This window comes from Maribacter arenosus, from assembly GCF_014610845.1.
Lineage (GTDB): Bacteria > Bacteroidota > Bacteroidia > Flavobacteriales > Flavobacteriaceae > Maribacter_A > Maribacter_A arenosus.
Genome location: NZ_JABTCG010000001.1, coordinates 1018600 through 1038062, shown reverse-complemented (window position 1 = coordinate 1038062; position 19463 = coordinate 1018600). Strand labels below are relative to the sequence as shown.

Below are 19463 nucleotides of genomic sequence, written 5' to 3'. Positions count from 1 at the left end.
AATGGACAAAGGAAACTTAAAATATCAAATTGCACGGTTGTCGATAGCTGACAAGCTTATCGCCATTAATGTCCTGGTTTTCATAGTTAACGGAATGATTACACTTTTGTTCCGTATGGATCCCGACATCCTGGTTCGATGGTTTCAGTTGCCAAAAGACTTTTTTGATTTCTTGATGCAACCATGGTCTCTTGTCACCTATTCGTTTTTTCACGGAGGCCTGGGCCATATCTTTTGGAACATGTTGGTGCTTTACTATGTCGGTCGTATTTTTCTGAATCTGTTCAATGGAAGGCGTTTTTTGAATGTCTATTTTCTTGGGGTCATTCTGGGAGGACTGTTCTTTATGGTGAGTTATAATGTCTTTCCGGCATTCTTCGAGGTCAATGCCGCCTTGATCGGGGCATCGGCCGGGGTAAGGGCCGTATTGATCTTTATCTGTGCCTATATCCCCAACCAAGAGGTTAGATTGATTTTTTTCAATATTAAATTGTGGTATTTGGGTGCGTTTATCGTTGTTTTGGATTTAGTACAACTTTCGATGGGTGTCAACCCTGGTGGAAATTTTGCCCATTTGGGAGGTGCTTTGTTGGGGTACATTTATGCGCGACAATTGTTGAACGGAAAGGATATCGGTGAAGGTTTTTCAAGAATGGTGGACAGTATAGCAAATCTCTTTAAAAAAACGGAGAAAAAAGCGCCTATGAAAACGGTCTATCGTAAAAAGAAGCGTACGACAACAACCAATATGGATTACAAGAAGGAAAGCCGACAACGAAAAATAGATACCATTCTGGACAAAATCAGTAAATCGGGTTATGAAAGCCTTTCCAAAGAAGAAAAGGATTTTTTGTTCAATGCCGGTAAAGAAGATTGATTTGGGGAAACGGCCGGGTACATTCAATAAATTGGTATTTCTACTTAATGTGCTTTTTGCATTTTTGCTTCTACTTACTTGTATTAGCCCTTATATTAAGTGGCCCATAATTTCGTTTTGGTCACCTATAAGTTTAATAGGGCCATATTTGGTGTTGGCGAATTCAGTGTTCGTTTTGTTTTGGATATTCAAAAGGAAGAAACACGTGTTGTTGTCCCTTTCAGTTCTAATACTAGCATATTTCACACAGGGTAAATTATTGAAATTCAACTATTCTGATAATCCAATTGCCGATGGGGAAATTAGTATAATGACCTATAATTCACATAGTGCTAGGGGAGTTAGATGGTCGAGAAATCCTACTTATAGCGATGAAATAACGGGTTTTATAGCTTTGGAAAACCCTGATATTGTTTGTATTCAAGAATATAGTATAACCATGGATGATGAACTGGGACATTATCCGTATAAATACCAAACTCCATTTTATAGCGGTAAAAGCAGGCAAGCCATATTTTCCAATTATAAAATAGTCGAAACAGGATCTTTGAATTTTCCAAATAGTGGCAACAATGCATTATATGCAGATATTATAATAAAAAGAGATACGATTAGAATTTATAATCTTCATTTACAATCACTAGTAGTCAGGGCAGGTTCTTTTAAAAGAGAACAACCGCAAAATTTGTTTAGACGATTAGGTAAAACGATTCAAAAACAACAGCAGCAGGCGAATTTGGTGAAAGACCATGCCAACAAGGTATCCTATAGTAAAATTATCTGTGGGGATTTTAACAACACCCAATTTTCCAGTGTATACCATACCATAAAAGGTGATATGAAGGACTCTTTCCAAGAAAAGGGTTTTGGTTTAGGGAGTACGTACGATTTTAAGTTTTTACCTTTTCGTATCGATTATATTTTGGCAGATCCGGAGTTAGAAATAATGTCCCATAAAAATTTCAATGTGCGTATGTCCGACCACAGGCCCGTGATGGCTTCATTCCGATTGAAGGAGTAGCATTAGGCAATCTACCGTATCGGCGAATATATGAATCATCAGCGCTAGGCCTAAGATCCGGGTTTTACTAAAGAACAGGAATAGGGTGTATAACAGAATTGCCCAGTAGCTATGTAAAGGATGAAACCCTATACTACATCTGTTGGGATCAAAAATAGGATTGGCCCAAATGTGGTCAATATCGATCAAGATACCCAATAAGAGTAACACAGCTATTTTAAACCCTTGTCCTTTGAAGAAGTAGAAGGCAATAAAAATGGGCACCAAAAAATGAATGCCATAGTGTAGTAAAAACCTAAGCATTCAGAAAGTTGAGGTTAAAATTGTTTAAATACGATAACGCATTGGTTCCTTCGTTGAACAAGAGATCCAAAATACTTGTGTTATTTATGAATCCATGCCTATCGCCAAACACTTGCACATATTCTTCCTGAACAAATTCCTGTTCGTTTTTGCACCGGACTAAAAATCGAGCATCCAACATGGCTTTGGGCACCTCCTTCCGATAAAGGGTGGTCCTTGTTTTTGGTAGTTCTATTTGTAGACATTCACTGATCACCCGTAAAGTCTCAAAATTAAAATCCATTAATAAATCATATGGTTGCTTATATAAAATGGCAATATCATCTTCGTAGTACTCGAAAAATGGCGATGTACGATAGGCCGTTTGCAAAGTTCTCCAATGTTGTCGTTGCCATGGGTAATCGTTATCCAGCTTTACCTCCTTATATTTCTGCCTTCCCTGATCGCCCCCTACATGTTTGATGGGGATACTTAGAAAATGTCGACCGGTATCCGTACATATAACACAGCGATTTCTATAGGTCTGTTTCTGGTAATTATCCTCGACTTCCCATATCACATCTTTTTGTACCATTAGGGCAGTTGTTACTATATTTGGGAAGTATGTTGGATGCAGAAGGGTTTTCACTATGTATTGAGAATTCGTTGAATCGGTTATTTGTTGATTTGGTAGTTTCGTAACGCATTTAGTTTATTGGTGATACTTTCAATTTGGAGTCTACATTTGTCATAGTCTTCACCATTTAAAAATTGTAAGTCTTTGCATATGATGAGTTGATTTAATACTTCTACTGCTGAACTAAAAGCAATTGTTGTAAAGAATGCCTTGTCCTTATCTGTTTTTCTAGCTGATCCTTCAGCAATATTCGAACATATGGAAACAGATGCCCTTCTAATTTGAGAAGTCAGCCCAAACTTTTCGTTATCGGGGAATTTGGAAGTTAATAGGTATACTGTTTTTGTAAATTCTTTGGCTTCGTTCCAAACCTCCAATTTTTCAAAAGAATAAGTGTACATATATATCTGTTCCTTTACTTGTTGCTTGGGTAATTTGTTAATTTGTTTTCAATATATAAATTCCAAATGTTTATCAACAAATCCACAAAACACGAATCAACCTTTAGCCTTCTTTCTACGTTTTCTGATAAAATCAAAAATAAACCAACCCGCAAGGGTCATCAAAAAATATTTGAAATAGGAAACCGGTTCGCCTGAGCCATTGACCGTGGTAAAAAAACGTTCCCAGCGAAAGCTCCAGTTGCGCCAACCATTTGTGAAATTTTCGATGCTCATCCATATAAATATTGGTGTGCCCACGACATGATCTTCGGGTACATAACCCCATGTTCTGCTATCTTCGGAATGATCACGGTTATCACCCATCATCCAATAATAGTCTTGCTTGAATGTATAGGTGTCGGTGACTTGGTCATTGATTCGTATTTGGCTACCGTTCACAGATAGGGAATTACCTTCATAATCCTTTATAATCTTTTTATAAAGGGGTAACACATCAATATCCAACGCTACGGTCTTACCTTTTTCAGGAAGATAAATAGGACCGAAATTATCGTTGTTCCATGCATATCTATTATCCTGGGGAAAGATATTATAACCCGGTTTGCCCTTGGGTTCCAAAATTTTAATGATGGAATCGATTCCGGTGCGGTTTTTTAATTTGGCAGCTAAATTCTCTGTAATGGTCAATAAACGCTGACGATCTGTTTGTTCCTTCAGCGATAATCCCGCACTTCGAATTACTTTGGTAGGTATTCCCAAATGATTGGTAATAAGCTCAATATTGCCAGATTCTCCCCGTCTGCTCCCTAATAAATAGGGCATTATCATGTTCAACTGGCTTTGGTTGAGCTGGGAAGTGATAAAAATACGGTTGAAATCGGTGACCCCTAGCTCTTTCAATAGTTTAGACGAAACTCCTTGTTGTGAATAAGCCATATAATCATATTGGGGTTTTGCCCTATCCGGTAAAACCGTCTGCTTCCCATTTATATAAACATAACCATCGATTACGGCCAATGAATCACCAGGAATTCCAACACAGCGCTTCACATAATTCGATTTTTTATCAATAGGTTTTTTTACCCCTCTTTCTTTTTTGAAAAACCGGTATACGGTATCTGCAGGCCAACTAAAGACCACAATGTCGTTTCGATCTATCTTGGTGACTCCGGGCAATCTCATATACGGCAGGTGCGTTTTATTCAGCAGTGAAGTCTTATAGGTACTGGGATCTACATCGGCTACATAGGAACGTGTTCCCAATCCAGGTAAGGTATCATGCACCATAGGGGCAGCAATGGTCGTTATCGGGACCCGTGCCCCATAATGAAATTTGCTTACAAACAAAAAATCACCGACCCGAAGGGTTTTTTCCAGAGATCCGGTTGGAATGACATAGGGTTGAATAAAATACGTATGCACCAAGGTGGCCGCAACCACAGCAAATACAATGGAACTTACCCATTCCCCTAAAGCCGTAGTAGGGTGTAAACTTCGATCTTCGATATATTCGACATCCAAGGAATAGTTAACATAATAGATATAAAAACCAAGGGTGAGTACGACCAACCAAGATTCCATAAGACTCTTCCTTCCAAAACTTCGAATGGTCTCTACCCAAACAACCGGGAACATCATTAGGTTGATAATAGGAATAAAAAGCAGTATAACCCACCATTTGGGTCGTTTTATGATCTGCATCAAAACGATGCCATTATAAATTGGAATAGCAGCCTCCCAAGCTTTTCTACCTGCTTTTACATATAATTTCCAAGTTCCTAGGAAATGTATGACCTGAATGATCAAGATGAAAATAATCCACTGGGTACCGTTCATATTCGTTGTTTACTTTTATTTTTTTAATTAACCAAGGTTTAACACGTCGCGCATCGTGAATACCCCCGTTTTGCCAATGATCCACTCAGCGGCAATTACAGCACCTAGTGCAAATCCCTCACGATTGTGTGCGGTATGTTTAATCTCAATACTGTCTACTGCACAATTATATTCAACAATATGTGTTCCTGGCACATCATCGATCCTTTTGGAAGTAATGACAATTTCATCTTTTTCTCCTGTATCAAGACTCCAATTCTTATACTTCGAGTTTGCCAGTATTCCTTCCGCCAGGGTAATGGCAGTACCACTGGGTGCATCGAGTTTTTGCGTATGGTGTATTTCTTCCAATCGGATTTTATATTGATCTAAATGTTGCATCATTTTGGCCAAATAGGCATTCATTTCAAAAAAGATATTCACCCCCAAACTATAATTGGAGGCATAGATGAAAGCTCCTTTTTTTTCGTTACACAGCGTTACGGCATTGTCATAATCCTTTAACCAGCCCGTGGTGCCCGAAATAATCGGAACATTATGGGTTATACATTGTTTAATATTGCCGTAAGCAGCACTGGGCATACTGAAATCTATGGCAACATCCATTTCGGTAAAATCTATTTCAGTAGTACCCACATCGATTTTTGCTATAATCTGGTGCCCTCTTTGTACGGCAATTTGTTCGATCATCTTGCCCATTTTCCCATATCCGAATAAAGCTACCTTCATGATTTTAGAATTTTATGATAAATGCGAACCCATAATTGGGATTATTGGTAATAGGATCTAAATCTAAATAAGGGCGTGCATCCAAACTTAAATCCTCATTGATATTAAACTGTTTCAAATGTGAATCGACATTGGCATCAATAATATTAAGTACATACATAGCTATTGTAAGGACCAATGCGAGATCCCGATCTCGTTGAAATCGCTCCTGTTGATTCTCTAATTTGTCAAGCTCAAAATGGGGTGTGGGTAAATTATTATCAGGGTCATAAAACTCGTCATTGGTGAACCCCGCCTTTCTGCTTTTGAAAGCCGTCCTAAAACGATCATAAAGGTCATCATTATAGGTGTATGTGTAGACTCCTGTCCCGATGACGGCATATACAATAGGCACTTTCCAATAGCGTTTGTTATAGACTTGACCCAATCCAGGTAAAACAGCTGAATAAAATGCGGCCTTGCTCGGTGCCAGCGGATTAATGGACTTTTCATTCTTTGCCACGACCTCTTGTACCACAATACCATTCTCCTTTAAATCCATGGCTAAAGAATCCTTTGGCATTGGTATGGAATCATTTTCCTGGGCTGAGGATGGCAGGATCGTAAATATTAAGAATAATAAAGTGATGAGGAAGTTATTCACCTACGATTAATTTTTTAATACGTTGGAATTCTTCTTCTGAATGAAATGGAATCGTAATCTTTCCTTTACCACTTTCCGCAGCACTTATAGTCACTTTTGCACCCAAGTGGTCACCAAGCTCACCTGAAGCTTTTTTTGTGAACACCGTTGGGGATTCACTTTTTACAATTCCTTTAGTGGAGTCACGTTCTTTATGATAGTTCCTTACGGCTAGCTCTGTGTCGCGAACTGATAAATTTTTCCCGATTACTCTTTCATAGAGTGCAATTTGATCGGCCTTTTTTTCGATATTGACCAATGCCCTACCGTGACCCATAGTCATAAATCCATCACGAATACCGGTTTGAATAATGGGGTCTAGTCGCAAAAGACGCATATAATTGGTAATTGTTGACCTTTTTTTACCCACACGTTCACTTAATTTTTCTTGAGTCAATTGAATTTCGTCTATCAATCGTTGATACGACAAGGCAATCTCAATGGGATCTAAATCCTGTCTTTGAATATTTTCGACCAAGGCCATTTCTAGGGATTCCTGATCATTGGCAATACGTATGTATGAGGGTATGGTCTCGAGTCCGATCAACTTAGATGCCCTATACCGCCTTTCTCCGGAGACCAATTGATACTTGTTGAAATCAAGTTTTCGAACAGTGATGGGTTGTATAACACCTAGTTCACGAATAGAGGAAGCCAGCTCCTCTAGGGCTTCGTTGTTAAAACTGGATCTCGGTTGAAACGGATTGACCTCAATAGCGGTAATATCGAGTTCCACTATATTGCCAACTACCTTATCGGCATTCTTATCCGAGGCGGATCTTATATCATTTTCCGGGTCTTTCAATAGGGCGGAAAGTCCTCGGCCCAATGCCTGTTTTTTTGTTGCCTTCGCCATTTAAACAGTTTCCTTGTTTTTTTTCAATAATTCATTCGCCATATTCAAGTAATTGATGGCTCCCTTACTACTTGCGTCGTATTTAATAATGCTTTCGCCATAACTGGGCGCTTCGCTCAACCGCACATTACGTTGGATAATGGTGTCAAAGACCATCTCTGAAAAATGTTTGCGTACCTCTTCTACAACTTGATTCGAAAGTCGAAGCCTGGAATCGAACATCGTCAATAAAAGTCCCTCGATATCCAAATCGGGGTTATGTATTTTCTGTACACTCTTAATGGTATTCAACAGTTTGCCTAATCCCTCCAAAGCAAAATATTCGCATTGGATCGGAATTATTACCGAATCGGCAGCGGTCAATGCATTTAATGTCAATAGGCCCAACGATGGGGCACAATCGATAAGAATATAATCATAATCGTTTTTGAGTTCGGAAATGGCCTTTTTCATCATATATTCCCGTTCATCCTTGTCTACCAATTCTATTTCAATGGCTACAAGGTCGATGTGTGAAGGGATCAAATCCAAATTTGGGGAATCTGTGGGTATTATAGTTTCCTTCGCAGTTTTGGTATGTTCTAATAATTGATAGGTTCCTATTTCCACTGCTTCAACATCGATTCCCAATCCTGAGGTCGCATTGGCCTGGGGATCAGCATCAATGAGTAATACTTTTTTCTCCAGAACACCCAGTGAGGCAGCTAGGTTTACGGTAGTGGTAGTTTTACCTACACCACCTTTCTGATTTGCTATAGCAATTATCTTGCCCATAATCATCGTAAGTTAGGGGTTAAAAATACGATTATTTATGGCGTTAGAAAATGTAATTTGTTAACACCAAGTGAATAACCGGGGTAGGAGTCGTTAAATAGAGTTAAAGTTTTATGTATGGGGTGTTCATCTATCTTAATACGGCGATTTAACACTTTTGGCTTATGGGCATATCAAATCATTCCTATGAACTTGAAAATCCTTCTGGCCTTACCGAGCTTTTAAGGGTATCATGATCAAGAATATCTGGATTGGGACTATTCTTCCAATACGTTAAAACCTCTATTTGAGTAAGGTAATTGGGTGTTCGTGAAAATTAAAAAAAGGGGAATTGATTTATTTCGCCCATGATGGTTGCGAAGGCTATGCACTCAGCCTTATTCATTCTTCATCCTCCTGTTCTTTGAGCTTAAGGCTATCCTCGTATTCGATGAGATAAATTTCCTCTTCTTTCTTTTTCAGGTAATATTGCTCTCTTGCAAATTTTTCCAGTTCATTGGTATCCGAAAGTTTTTCAATGATCTTCTTGTCTTTTTCAATTTCATTACGGAGGAATTGTTGGGTTTTTTCGAGATTTTTAATTTCCTTTCTCAATTCCCTATGGATCAACAAGGAGTTGGTATCAAAAAATAGCATCCACACCACAAAGATGGTCAGCACCATTACATATAGATTTGTAAGTACATGAAACCATCTTTTATTCTTAAGATCTTTGAACCCCATAGTCTATTATACCAATTTTTCTGTGATGATAGTACGTACAATGTCAACGGCTACCGTATTATATTTGTTGTTTGGGATAATGATATCGGCATATTCCTTGGTCGGTTCAATAAATTGGTCATGCATGGGTTTTAAGGTTGATTGGTATTTATCCAATGTTTCGTCCAAATTCCACCCACGTTCATTTACATCCCTTTTTAGCCTTCTTATCAATCGTTCGTCAGAATCTGCATGGACAAATATCTTAATATCGAGCATTTCACGAATCTTTGGATTCGTCATAATTAAAATACCTTCAACGATCATCACCTTTCTAGCATGGGTTTCAACGGTATTCTGGGTTCTATTGCAATCGACAAACGAATAGACAGGTTGTTGAACCGATTGCCCCGATTTCAAGGCTGTCAAATGTTCCTCCATTAAGGTAAAATCAATGGATTTAGGATGATCGAAATTTGTTTTTTTCCTTTCGATAAGGGGCAAATGTGTAAGGTCGTTGTAATAAGAATCTTGGGAAATGACCCCAACTTCATCGGTTGGTAATTCATTGATTATTTGATTGACCACCGTGGTTTTTCCACAGCCCGTTCCCCCTGCAATCCCAATTATCAACATGATGTGTAATTTTTCTTCAAAAATAGCGATTTGGACCGAAAATCGGGCCGTGAAAAATACTTCTTACCAGAACTTGGGTTATTTTTGTATCCCGTAAGGCGAACTTTAACTAGGATGCCGTTTTCAATGTTGGCGAGAAGCGACATTGTTTAAATGTTATGACTAATATTTAATAATTCCTTTAAATGTTGAAATAGGTACAATCGGGGTTAATATAGTTACTTTATTCACTTTTATAATATTTTATGACATCTGTCATGTAATTCTGCCGAACTTGGCGGTAATTTTGTCGCTTATTTTAAAAAAAAGAGGAATTGCGTTGAAATTAGTTCAGTCAAATTAAATAATAAACAATAGAAAAATTCAACAACCATGAACATTTCGCATATTGAACATTTAGGAATAGCAGTAGAAAATCTAGAAGAATCGATCAAATATTATGAAGGGGTATTGGGCCTTAAATGCTACGCCGTGGAAGAGGTGGTAGATCAAAAAGTAAAAACCGCATTTTTTATGGTGGGGTCCACAAAGATAGAATTATTGGAAAGTACCTCTCCCGATGGTCCTATCGGTAAATTTATTGAAAAAAAGGGCCCGGGGATGCATCATTTGGCATTTGCGGTAAAGGATACCGATGAAGCCCTAAAGACAGCTGAAGAACGAGGCGTGCAACTTATCGATAAAGTATCCCGAAAAGGTGCTGAAGGATTGAGTATAGGGTTCCTACATCCTAAGTCTACCCATGGGGTACTTACAGAACTTTGTTCAAAGAAGTAGGAGTATAGGGTACAATAAAAATTGACAATCAAGTAAAGAAATAAAAAAACAATGGCAAATCAAGATAAAATCAATGAACTCATTGAGAAAAGGGTCGAAGCCAGATTAGGTGGTGGTGAAAAACGGATCGATTCACAACACGCGAAAGGCAAATTAACGGCAAGGGAAAGAATAGACCTCTTATTGGATGATGATAGTTTTGAAGAGTTCGATATGTTCGTAACCCATAGGACAAAGTCCTTTGGATTGGATAAGGAACACTATCTTTCAGACGGGGTTGTTACCGGTCATGGTACGATCGATGGTAGAATAGTTTATGTATTCTCCCAAGATTTTACCGTTTTCGGTGGGTCACTATCCGAAACATACGCCTTGAAGATTTGTAAAATCATGGATATGGCCATGAAAATCGGGGTGCCAGTAATTGGGCTCAACGATAGTGGTGGGGCGCGTATTCAAGAAGGGGTAAGGTCTTTGGCCGGATATGCCGAAATTTTCCAAAGAAACATAATGGCTTCTGGGGTGATTCCGCAGATTTCATCCATTTTAGGACCCTGTGCCGGTGGGGCCGTATATTCTCCAGCCTTGACCGATTTTACGATTATGACCGATAAGACCAGTTATATGTTCGTAACAGGACCAAAGGTGGTACAAACGGTAACAGGGGAGGTTGTGACTGCAGAGGAATTGGGAGGCGCCAATATTCACTCAACGAAGTCGGGTGTATCCCATTTCTTGGCCGAAACCGACGAAGAGAACTTATTGTTGATCCGTAAATTAATGAGTTACCTTCCTTCAAATAATCTGGAAGAACCTCCTGCAATTGTATGTAAAGACCCGATCGACCGATTAGAAGATGCCTTGAACGAGATTATCCCCGAAAACCCAAATCAACCTTATGATATCGTTGATGTAATTTCAATACTAGTTGATAATGGGGAGTTCACAGAGGTGCATAGAAATTATGCTCGGAATATTTGCGTCGGATTTGCTAGATTTAATGGACGTTCGGTAGGTATTGTTGCGAATCAACCTAAATATTATGCAGGAGTTCTGGATATCGAAGCCTCTAGAAAGGCAGCGAGATTTGTTCGTTTCTGCGATGCTTTCAATATCCCTATCGTTACTTTGGTAGATGTCCCTGGTTTCTTACCGGGTACTGGCCAGGAATATGGGGGTATTATTCTTCATGGGGCAAAGTTGTTATTCGCCTATGGCGAAGCTACAGTTCCCAAAGTGACCATTACCTTGCGTAAGTCGTATGGTGGGGCCCATGATGTAATGAGCTGTAAACAATTGCGAGGTGATTTGAACTATGCATGGCCAACCGCTGAAATTGCAGTAATGGGTGCCAAGGGAGCCGTTGAAGTCCTGGAAGGCAGTAATATTCGAAAAATCGAGGATGCCGATGAGAAAAGCAAGTACATTGAACAAAAAGAAGATGAATACACAGCAAAATTTGCCAATCCCTATGTAGCGGCCAAATACGGTTTTATCGATGATGTCATCGAACCACGTAACACGCGTTTCCGAATTGTTAGGGCTCTTGAATTACTTGCAAACAAAAAAGAGGTGAATCCTCCTAAAAAACACTCAAATCTACCCTTATGATGTATTTGATAATAAGTTTAGTTGCGGATCAAATTGGTGAGGGCTATGTCATATTATTGACGGGACTTCTGATAGTTTTCTGTGCCTTATTGATCCTATCAGTGTTCTTTAAGTATGGCCTTCCGGTAATGTTATTTGTATACAAGATCATAACCAAAGGAAAGGATAAGAAAATAACCGATATCAAGATAAGTGCGGATAAGGAATTTACTGGTGAGATAGCAGCAGTGATATCTACTGCAATTTATTTACATCTTCAAGAGAAACATGATGAGGAAAGTGCCATATTGACTATAAAACAGGCGATAAAACAATATTCCCCATGGAGTTCTAAAATTTATGGAACACATCATCGAAGATTATAACCAATCAGTATCTGTTAGCGCAATGTAGAACGGATCAAGTCAAAGAAAAACAAAAAATAAGAATGAAAAATTTTGAATTTAAAATACGGGGTAACGGCTACCATGTTAGAATTCTTTCACATGAAGGAAATAATATTCAATTGGAAGTAAACGGAACCTCCTATTCCGTTGATATGAAGCAGGAAGTTAAGCAAACCAAAACACCCACTTTGGTGCGTGCTGCCTCAAAAAGACCTTCTGAGCCACTTAAAGTGAATCCTAGCTCTTCAAAAACAAAGATTGTAGCTCCTATTCCTGGTGTGATTCTATCGCTCAATGTTAAAGTCGGGGATGAAATCAAGGTAGGGGATAAGCTTTTAGTGCTCGAAGCAATGAAAATGGAAAACAATATCACCTCTGAAAAAGCAGGAACCGTGACCGCGGTTCATGTAGGTGTTGGACAGCAAGTATTGCAAAACGAAATAATGATAGAACTAGAGTAGAAATTTCGTGGATGTGGGTAATGTTGGTGCCTTAGCTACAGCAATATCCTGCAAATACTCGCAAAAAAAAATAAAATGAAGAAAATAATTATAATATTCGGAGTACTATCGCTATTGATTTTTATAAGACCCTTATTGGGTTTCAATAGTGATGCCAAGCCTGATAAGGATATTACTCTGGTAACCACACAGGAAGAAACCAACCAAGAAGAAGGCGTTATGACAAATGCTTTCCACGGCATACAAGAATTTTACAATTATACCGGTTTCGCAAATGCCACTTTGGGACATATACTCATGATCCTTATTGGAATCATATTCATTTATCTAGGTATCAAATTTGATTATGAACCACTTTTATTGATTCCTATTGGTGCTGGTGTGATTATTGGTAACATTCCCTTTGTCGCCGGTAATCAAACAGGGATTTATGAAACAGGTTCCGTTTTGAATTATTTATATTTTGGGGTAGTCAAAGGGGTGTATCCACCCTTGATATTTTTAGGCATAGGGGCAATGACCGATTTTTCATCCTTGATAGCCAATCCTAAATTAATGTTATTGGGAGCTGCAGCCCAAATCGGGGTTTTTGCCACATTCCTTGGTGCCCTATATTTAGGATTTGCATTGCCGGAAGCAGGAGCGATAGGCATAATTGGTGGTGCTGATGGTCCTACGGCGATATTCCTATCTTCAAAGTTGGCGAACGGGATAAATATACTCCCCGATGGAACAACGGTGAAAAATCTTATAGGCCCCATAGCGATAGCTGCATATTCTTATATGGCCTTGGTCCCAGTAATTCAGCCACCCATCATGCGCTTATTGATATCAAAGGAAGATAGGAAAATACGCATGAAACCGCCAAGGGCTGTTACCCAAAAGGAAAAAATGATATTCCCGGTGGTTGCCTTGTTATTGACTACCTTCATTTCACCAAGTGCCCTACCTTTATTGGGAATGTTGTTCTTTGGGAACTTATTGAAGGAATCAGGTAGAACGGAACGCCTTGCAGATACCGCACGTACCAAACTTATCGATATTGTCACTATTTTGTTGGGAGTAACCGTGGGGGCGTCAACACAAGCGGATATCTTTATTACCAAGGATTCAATGATGATTTTCGGCCTTGGGGCCATATCATTCGTCATAGCCACGATGGGAGGGTTGCTCTTTGCCAAATTAATGAACCTGTTCCTAAAAGGGGATAATAGGATCAATCCGCTGATCGGTGCATCAGGGGTTTCCGCAGTACCTGATAGTGCGCGGGTGGTACATGCAGAAGGGCTAAAAGCGGATCCCAACAACTATTTATTAATGCACGCTATGGCTCCCAATGTTTCGGGGGTCATAGGTTCTGCCATTGCGGCGGGTATTTTATTGAGTTTTTTAGCATAAATCATATTTTCATCGGTAAACGAGAGATATTAAAATTAAACATATGAAAATTCCAAATTTAATGACAGCGCAGGAAGCCGTCAAATTAATAGAATCAGGAAATAGGGTATTGATACAAGGAGGGTCTGCAACCCCCCAAACTTTGGTCAGGGCTATGGTAGAGCGTGCCCCTGAATTGAGAAATGTTGAAATCGTTCATTTGCATACCGAAGGGGAATGTGGTTATACGGCCCCAGAAGTAAGGGAAAGCTTTAAGACCAATGCTTTCTTTATTGGTGGCAATATCCGAAAAAGAATAGGGGATACAGCCGATTATATTCCGATTTTCTTAAGTGATATTCCGAGTTTGTTCCGTGAAGGTTACATGGATCTTGATGTTGTCATGGTCAATGTGTCCCCTCCGGACAAGCATGGGTTCTGCTCGTTGGGGGTTTCTGTTGATATCGTAATTTCAGGGATAGAGCAGGGAAAAAAAGTCATAGCACAGATCAATCCCCGTATGCCCAGAACCTTTGGGGATGCCTTGGTTCATTTGAACAATTTCGCAGCCTGTGTTGCAGTGGAAGAGGAATTACACGAAATGATATTGACTGCGCCGACCGAGGAGGAGGTATTGATCGGTAAGAACATTGCAGAAATCATCGAGGATGGGGCCACGTTGCAGATGGGTATCGGTGGTATTCCAAATGCCGTGTTAAGCTTTTTAAAAAATCATAAGGATTTAGGGGTTCATACTGAAATGTTCTCAGAAGGTATCGTTGATTTGGTAGAGAAAGGTATCGTGAACGGATCGCAGAAAAAAACAAATCCTTATAAGATCGTGTCCGGTTTTGCGATGGGCTCTAGACGGCTTTATGATTTTATGGATGACAATCCTGAGATAGAAATGAAAGATATCGCTTATGTGAATGACACGGCAGTAATACGCCAAAACCCTAAAGTAACAGCGATTAATTCGGCTATCGAGATAGATTTTACCGGCCAAGTCTGCGCTGATTCAATAGGCACTAGAATGTTCTCAGGGGTAGGAGGGCAGATGGATTTTATGCGAGGTGCGGCCTTGTCAAAAGGTGGTAAACCGATTATTGCCATTACTTCCACTACAGCTAAAGGGGTTTCCAAAATCGTACCTATGTTAAAGCAAGGCGCTGGGGTAGTAACGACAAGGGCACATGCCAGATATGTGGCTACGGAATATGGTGTAGCCTTATTATTTGGAAAAAACTTGAAGGAAAGGGCGCAATTATTACGAGATATTGCCCATCCCGACCATAGGGAAGAATTGGATAAAGCTATTTTCGAAAGATTCGGTAGTAGTATATCGGTTCACTAACTTTGTTTTAAATTACAAGGAGTAAAAAATATTATTATTAATAGTACATATTATGAACGATAAGCATAAGTCACTTTTTTCAGAATTCAATGCTGTAAGCAAAAAAGAATGGCTGGAAAAAGTTGAAATTGATCTTAAAGGCGCAGATTTTGAAAAGAAACTGGTTTGGAAGAACTTGAGCAATATCAAAATCGATCCATTTTATACTGCAGAGGATAAAAAGGACTATGTAAAGAATACCGGTGAGAATTCGCAAAATCTTATCAATTATCGAAATATTACGGTGACTGCTGCCAAGCAAGGTAATGAACAGGCTATAAAAGCAGTAGAAGAAGGTATCAATGGATTACTTTTTACACTTAACACAAACGTTTCCGCCGAACAGCTTTTAAAGGGATTGGATCTAAACAATATTGCTGTTTCTTTTATTTTAAATAAAGATACAGTCCCGTTTGCCACTGATTTTGCTGAGTTTGTCGAGAAAAGCAAAATAGCTGTTGAAAATTTAAAGGGGTATTTTGATACTGGGTTGATTTCCAAATACCTTACTAGTGGTAAATTGGAGATGTCCCTTTTCGATCAAGGGGCAGAACTAGTCAAATTAGTAGCGAAGTATCCAAATTATAAGGCAGTAACTATTTCTGGTAATGAATACTTGGATTCTGGTGCCAACCAGGTACAAGAAGTTGCCTATACATTAAGTTCATTGGTTTTTGTAATTGAAAAACTTAAGGAAAGAAGTATTTCCGAGAAAGATGTGCTAAACAATCTCAACGTTAAATTGGCCATTGGCTCTGAATATTTCGTAGAGATTGGCAAGTTCAGGGCTTTTACTAGCTTACTAAAGGAAATCGCCTCAAAATATGGAATAACGGCGTTTACGCATACCATGATCGCAAAAACCTCAGTTTGGAGTAAATCGGTCACAGACCCACATACCAATTTATTACGGGCAACAACAGAAGCCATGTCGGCAATTTTAGGGAATGTTGATGGAGTACTGATCGATGCCTTTGATAAGGAATTCAGCAAACCATCGGACTTTTCAAGCCGTATTGCTGGCAATATCACGACTATATTAAGGGAGGAATCCTATTTAGGAAAGGTGGCAAACCCTGTAGACGGTTCCTATTATATTGAGGAGGTTACGGCCAAAATCGCCAACAGGGCTTTAGAGCTTTTCAAGGAAATAGAGAATAAAGGTGGATTTTTTACCTCATTCGAAAATGAGGACATTCAGCAACAAATTGCTGAAATTAGGCAGGAAAAAATCAAATTGATCAGTCAAAGAAGACTCCCAATGGTAGGGGTGAACAAGTATCCCAATCTAATGGAAACTGTGGATGCCTCTATATTATCGGCAGGTAGCGAAGTGGGCACCAAGGTGTTAAGCCCAAGAAGGGCATCTTTGGAAATTGAGGCGCTTAGAAAAAGAACGGAGGACTTGGTCAACAAAACCCAAAAACGACCTATAGTTGAATTGACCAGTTTTGGAAATCTTACGATGAGAAAAGCAAGGGCCGCCTTTGCGTATGATTTCATCGGTGTAAGTGGTTTTGATATGCATCAGGAAAAGGCATATGCATCGGCACAGGAGGCTGCCGAACAGAGTGCTAAGTCTGATTCCCATGTCGTGGTCATTTGTAGTTCGGACCAGGATTATGATGATAATGGATTGGCCTTTGTCAAAACATTTAGGGCACTGAATAATGAAAAGGTGCTGCTCTTAGCCGGTAACCCTACAAATATTATCGATGAATTGACGAAAGCTGGATTGGACGGCTGTGTTCATATGAAATCCGATGTTATAGGCACGATTTCAAAGATTCAGGATAAAATTCAGAAAACATTAAAATCCTTAGAAGTATGAGACCTGATTTTTCAGATTTGACATTAAATAAAACGGCTGCACAAAAAACCGGCACTTCGGGGAAAGACGAAGTTTGGAATACGCCAGAAGGAATTCCGGTAAAAAAGCATTTTAGCAAAGAAGATATCAAGGATGCTGAACATTTACACTTTGCTGCTGGTGTTCCTCCTTTTTTACGAGGGCCCTACAGCACAATGTATGTCACCAGACCATGGACGATTCGTCAGTATGCCGGATTCTCCACGGCGGAGGAATCGAATGCCTTTTATAGAAGAAATTTGGCCGCTGGCCAAAAAGGACTTTCTGTAGCCTTCGATTTGGCCACGCACCGTGGTTATGATTCCGATCACCCAAGGGTAACAGGGGATGTTGGTAAGGCTGGGGTAGCCATTGATTCCATTTTGGATATGGAAATACTGTTTGATCAAATTCCGTTGGATAAGATGTCCGTTTCTATGACCATGAATGGTGCCGTACTGCCCATCATGGCCTTTTACATTGCCGCGGCAAAGAAACAAGGCGTTTCTCTTGATCATTTGAGTGGTACGATCCAAAATGATATTTTAAAAGAATTCATGGTTCGTAATACATATATCTACCCACCATTGCCTTCTATGAAGATCATTGGTGATATTTTTGAGTATACCACCCAGAATATGCCTAAATTCAACTCCATTTCCATTAGTGGATATCATATGCAAGAGGCCGGGGCTACCGCCGATATTGAGTTGGCCTATACCCTTGCGGACGGTATGGAGTATATCAGGACCGGTTTGAAATCGGGATTGAAAATCGATGAATTCGCGCCGCGATTATCGTTCTTCTGGGCCGTGGGGATGAACCATTTTATGGAAATCGCAAAAATGCGTGCTGCCCGAATGCTATGGGCAAAAATCATTAAACAGTTTAATCCTAAAAACCCAAAATCGATGGCCTTGCGTACGCATAGCCAAACTTCGGGTTGGAGTTTAAGTGAGCAGGATCCTTTCAATAATGTTGCACGTACATGTATAGAGGCCATGGCAGCTGGTTTGGGAGGTACCCAATCCTTGCATACAAATGCGTTGGATGAGGCGATTGCCTTACCCACCGATTTCTCGGCACGTATTGCACGTAACACCCAGATTTATATCCAGGATGAAACGCAAATGACAAAAGCGGTAGATCCTTGGGCTGGTTCATATTACGTTGAATATTTGACGAAGGAAATTGCCAAAAAAGCATGGGCGCTCATTGAGGAGGTCGAGGAACTTGGTGGCATGGCAAAAGCGATAGAAACCGGAGTGCCAAAAATGCGGATTGAAGAAGCCTCTGCCAGAAAACAGGCACGATTGGATTCGGGTCAGGATATCTTGGTCGGTGTGAATAAATTCAGAACAAAAGAGAAATCGAAAATTGAAATCCTAGAGGTCGATAATACGGTTGTCCGTGAATCCCAGATTGCCCGTCTAAAAAAATTACGGGCCAATAGAGATCAATCCATCGTTGATACCAATCTCGCTGCATTATCAAAATGTGCGGAGACGGGTAAAGGCAATTTACTTGCACTAGCGGTTGAAGCAGCCGAAAATTTTGCTACTTTAGGTGAGATTTCAGATGCTTTGGAAGTCCATTTCGGACGTCATAAAGCTGATACTAAACTAATAAGTGGCGTGTACAGTAAGGAAGTGGATAACGATAGCACTTTTGCAAAAGCCCAAAAACTGGCCGATAAATTCGCTGAGATAGAAGGGCGTCGCCCAAGGGTGATGATCGCTAAAATGGGTCAGGACGGACACGATAGGGGAGCCAAGGTGGTAGCCTCCAGTTTTGCCGACTTAGGTTTTGATGTGGATATGGGTTCACTTTTCCAAACACCTGAGGAAGTAGCGAAGCAGGCCATTGAGAATGATGTTCATTTTGTTGGTGCATCGAGTTTGGCTGCGGGTCATAAGACGTTAATACCTCAATTGATCAACGAGCTTGAAAAACTAGGTAGACCCGATATTATGGTGTTCGCCGGTGGGGTTATTCCAGAACAGGATTATGACTATTTATTAGAAAGAAAAGTTGCTGCTATTTTTGGTCCTGGTACGGTGATTTCAGAATCTGCTATAACCATCATGCAGAAATATTTAGAACAAGCATAAACAAGTTGAAATTTTTCAAAAAAAGGGTGTGTGAAAACTTCATACACCCTTTTTTATGTCAA

At 39.7% G+C, this 19463-nt stretch carries 20 protein-coding genes; 10 read left to right on the top strand and 10 right to left on the bottom strand.

Going from position 1 to position 19463, the window contains the following annotated elements; genetic code table 11:
* The first annotated feature begins 1 nt into the window (after position 1).
* Positions 2–877, top strand: coding sequence for a rhomboid family protein (locus HPE63_RS04515; RefSeq protein ID WP_188313021.1), 876 nt, complete (start codon positions 2–4; stop codon positions 875–877).
* A gap of 259 nt (positions 878–1136) precedes the next feature.
* Positions 1137–1898 (top strand): endonuclease/exonuclease/phosphatase family protein, encoded by a 762-nt coding sequence (locus HPE63_RS04510; protein ID WP_188313020.1) that lies wholly within the window; start codon positions 1137–1139, stop codon positions 1896–1898.
* Here HPE63_RS04510 and HPE63_RS04505 read toward each other — a convergent pair.
* The 10 genes from HPE63_RS04505 to udk form a co-directional block, all read right to left on the bottom strand.
* Positions 1878–2201 (bottom strand): DUF6122 family protein, encoded by a 324-nt coding sequence (locus HPE63_RS04505; RefSeq protein WP_188313019.1) that lies wholly within the window; start codon positions 2199–2201, stop codon positions 1878–1880. The two genes, HPE63_RS04510 and HPE63_RS04505, sit on opposite strands and share 21 nt — an antisense overlap.
* Positions 2194–2829 (bottom strand): WbqC family protein, encoded by a 636-nt coding sequence (locus HPE63_RS04500; protein WP_188313018.1) that lies wholly within the window; start codon positions 2827–2829, stop codon positions 2194–2196. Before HPE63_RS04500 ends, HPE63_RS04505 begins: the two co-directional genes overlap by 8 nt.
* A 26-nt stretch (positions 2830–2855) precedes the next feature.
* Complete coding sequence (locus HPE63_RS04495) at positions 2856–3218, bottom strand: four helix bundle protein (protein WP_188313017.1); 363 nt, start codon at positions 3216–3218, stop codon at positions 2856–2858.
* 96 nt (positions 3219–3314) lie between these two features.
* Complete coding sequence (gene lepB / locus HPE63_RS04490) at positions 3315–5057, bottom strand: signal peptidase I (protein WP_188313016.1); 1743 nt, start codon at positions 5055–5057, stop codon at positions 3315–3317.
* Between the two features lie 27 nt (positions 5058–5084).
* Entirely contained in the window at positions 5085–5786 is a 702-nt protein-coding gene (dapB, locus tag HPE63_RS04485) for a 4-hydroxy-tetrahydrodipicolinate reductase (RefSeq protein ID WP_188313015.1), read from the bottom strand.
* A 4-nt stretch (positions 5787–5790) separates the two neighbouring features.
* The gene (locus HPE63_RS04480; RefSeq protein WP_317172898.1) at positions 5791–6429 is read right to left on the bottom strand and encodes a DUF5683 domain-containing protein; all 639 of its coding nucleotides are present in this window, start codon (positions 6427–6429) and stop codon (positions 5791–5793) included.
* Positions 6422–7324 carry a ParB/RepB/Spo0J family partition protein gene (locus HPE63_RS04475; protein WP_188313014.1) on the bottom strand — a complete coding sequence of 301 codons (903 nt, stop codon included), beginning with the start codon at positions 7322–7324 and terminating at the stop codon, positions 6422–6424. The genes HPE63_RS04480 and HPE63_RS04475 overlap by 8 nt, the downstream gene beginning before the upstream one ends.
* Positions 7325–8098, bottom strand: a complete 774-nt coding sequence (locus HPE63_RS04470; RefSeq protein ID WP_188313013.1) for a ParA family protein — start codon at positions 8096–8098, stop codon at positions 7325–7327.
* A gap of 381 nt (positions 8099–8479) precedes the next feature.
* A complete protein-coding gene (locus HPE63_RS04465; protein WP_188313012.1) occupies positions 8480–8821 on the bottom strand; it encodes an FtsB family cell division protein in 342 nt (113 codons plus the stop codon).
* 6 nt (positions 8822–8827) lie between these two features.
* Positions 8828–9436, bottom strand: a complete 609-nt coding sequence (gene udk, locus HPE63_RS04460) for a uridine kinase (protein ID WP_188313011.1) — start codon at positions 9434–9436, stop codon at positions 8828–8830.
* Between the two features lie 372 nt (positions 9437–9808).
* Between udk and mce the strand changes: the two genes are divergently transcribed.
* The 8 genes from mce (at position 9809) to scpA (ending at position 19401) form a co-directional block, all read left to right on the top strand.
* Complete coding sequence (mce, locus tag HPE63_RS04455) at positions 9809–10213, top strand: methylmalonyl-CoA epimerase (protein WP_188313010.1); 405 nt, start codon at positions 9809–9811, stop codon at positions 10211–10213.
* Between the two features lie 51 nt (positions 10214–10264).
* Positions 10265–11824 carry an acyl-CoA carboxylase subunit beta gene (locus HPE63_RS04450; RefSeq protein WP_188313009.1) on the top strand — a complete coding sequence of 520 codons (1560 nt, stop codon included), beginning with the start codon at positions 10265–10267 and terminating at the stop codon, positions 11822–11824.
* Entirely contained in the window at positions 11821–12189 is a 369-nt protein-coding gene (locus HPE63_RS04445; protein WP_188313008.1) for an OadG family protein, read from the top strand. The genes HPE63_RS04450 and HPE63_RS04445 overlap by 4 nt, the downstream gene beginning before the upstream one ends.
* A 62-nt stretch (positions 12190–12251) precedes the next feature.
* Positions 12252–12671, top strand: a complete 420-nt coding sequence (locus tag HPE63_RS04440) for a biotin/lipoyl-containing protein (protein WP_188313007.1) — start codon at positions 12252–12254, stop codon at positions 12669–12671.
* Between the two features lie 75 nt (positions 12672–12746).
* Entirely contained in the window at positions 12747–14069 is a 1323-nt protein-coding gene (locus tag HPE63_RS04435) for a sodium ion-translocating decarboxylase subunit beta (protein ID WP_223198041.1), read from the top strand.
* A gap of 43 nt (positions 14070–14112) precedes the next feature.
* A complete protein-coding gene (locus tag HPE63_RS04430; protein ID WP_188313006.1) occupies positions 14113–15402 on the top strand; it encodes an acetyl-CoA hydrolase/transferase family protein in 1290 nt (429 codons plus the stop codon).
* A gap of 52 nt (positions 15403–15454) precedes the next feature.
* Positions 15455–17272 (top strand): methylmalonyl-CoA mutase family protein, encoded by a 1818-nt coding sequence (locus HPE63_RS04425; protein WP_188313005.1) that lies wholly within the window; start codon positions 15455–15457, stop codon positions 17270–17272.
* Positions 17269–19401: a methylmalonyl-CoA mutase gene (gene scpA / locus HPE63_RS04420; protein WP_188313004.1), complete on the top strand. Its 2133-nt coding sequence runs from the start codon at positions 17269–17271 to the stop codon at positions 19399–19401. Before HPE63_RS04425 ends, scpA begins: the two co-directional genes overlap by 4 nt.
* The last annotated feature ends 62 nt before the right edge of the window (positions 19402–19463 follow it).

Excerpts from the sequence above, each read along its gene's own strand:
- HPE63_RS04515 (WP_188313021.1), top strand. The coding sequence starts at position 2 with ATGGACAAAGGAAACTTAAAATATCAAATTGCACGGTTGTCGATAGCT.
- HPE63_RS04505 (WP_188313019.1), bottom strand. The coding sequence starts at position 2,201 with ATGCTTAGGTTTTTACTACACTATGGCATTCATTTTTTGGTGCCCATT.
- HPE63_RS04495 (WP_188313017.1), bottom strand. The coding sequence starts at position 3,218 with ATGTACACTTATTCTTTTGAAAAATTGGAGGTTTGGAACGAAGCCAAA.
- lepB (WP_188313016.1), bottom strand. The coding sequence starts at position 5,057 with ATGAACGGTACCCAGTGGATTATTTTCATCTTGATCATTCAGGTCATA.
- dapB (WP_188313015.1), bottom strand. The coding sequence starts at position 5,786 with ATGAAGGTAGCTTTATTCGGATATGGGAAAATGGGCAAGATGATCGAA.
- HPE63_RS04475 (WP_188313014.1), bottom strand. The coding sequence starts at position 7,324 with ATGGCGAAGGCAACAAAAAAACAGGCATTGGGCCGAGGACTTTCCGCC.
- HPE63_RS04470 (WP_188313013.1), bottom strand. The coding sequence starts at position 8,098 with ATGGGCAAGATAATTGCTATAGCAAATCAGAAAGGTGGTGTAGGTAAA.
- HPE63_RS04465 (WP_188313012.1), bottom strand. The coding sequence starts at position 8,821 with ATGGGGTTCAAAGATCTTAAGAATAAAAGATGGTTTCATGTACTTACA.
- udk (WP_188313011.1), bottom strand. The coding sequence starts at position 9,436 with ATGTTGATAATTGGGATTGCAGGGGGAACGGGCTGTGGAAAAACCACG.
- mce (WP_188313010.1), top strand. The coding sequence starts at position 9,809 with ATGAACATTTCGCATATTGAACATTTAGGAATAGCAGTAGAAAATCTA.
- HPE63_RS04450 (WP_188313009.1), top strand. The coding sequence starts at position 10,265 with ATGGCAAATCAAGATAAAATCAATGAACTCATTGAGAAAAGGGTCGAA.
- HPE63_RS04445 (WP_188313008.1), top strand. The coding sequence starts at position 11,821 with ATGATGTATTTGATAATAAGTTTAGTTGCGGATCAAATTGGTGAGGGC.
- HPE63_RS04440 (WP_188313007.1), top strand. The coding sequence starts at position 12,252 with ATGAAAAATTTTGAATTTAAAATACGGGGTAACGGCTACCATGTTAGA.
- HPE63_RS04435 (WP_223198041.1), top strand. The coding sequence starts at position 12,747 with ATGAAGAAAATAATTATAATATTCGGAGTACTATCGCTATTGATTTTT.
- HPE63_RS04430 (WP_188313006.1), top strand. The coding sequence starts at position 14,113 with ATGAAAATTCCAAATTTAATGACAGCGCAGGAAGCCGTCAAATTAATA.
- HPE63_RS04425 (WP_188313005.1), top strand. The coding sequence starts at position 15,455 with ATGAACGATAAGCATAAGTCACTTTTTTCAGAATTCAATGCTGTAAGC.
- scpA (WP_188313004.1), top strand. The coding sequence starts at position 17,269 with ATGAGACCTGATTTTTCAGATTTGACATTAAATAAAACGGCTGCACAA.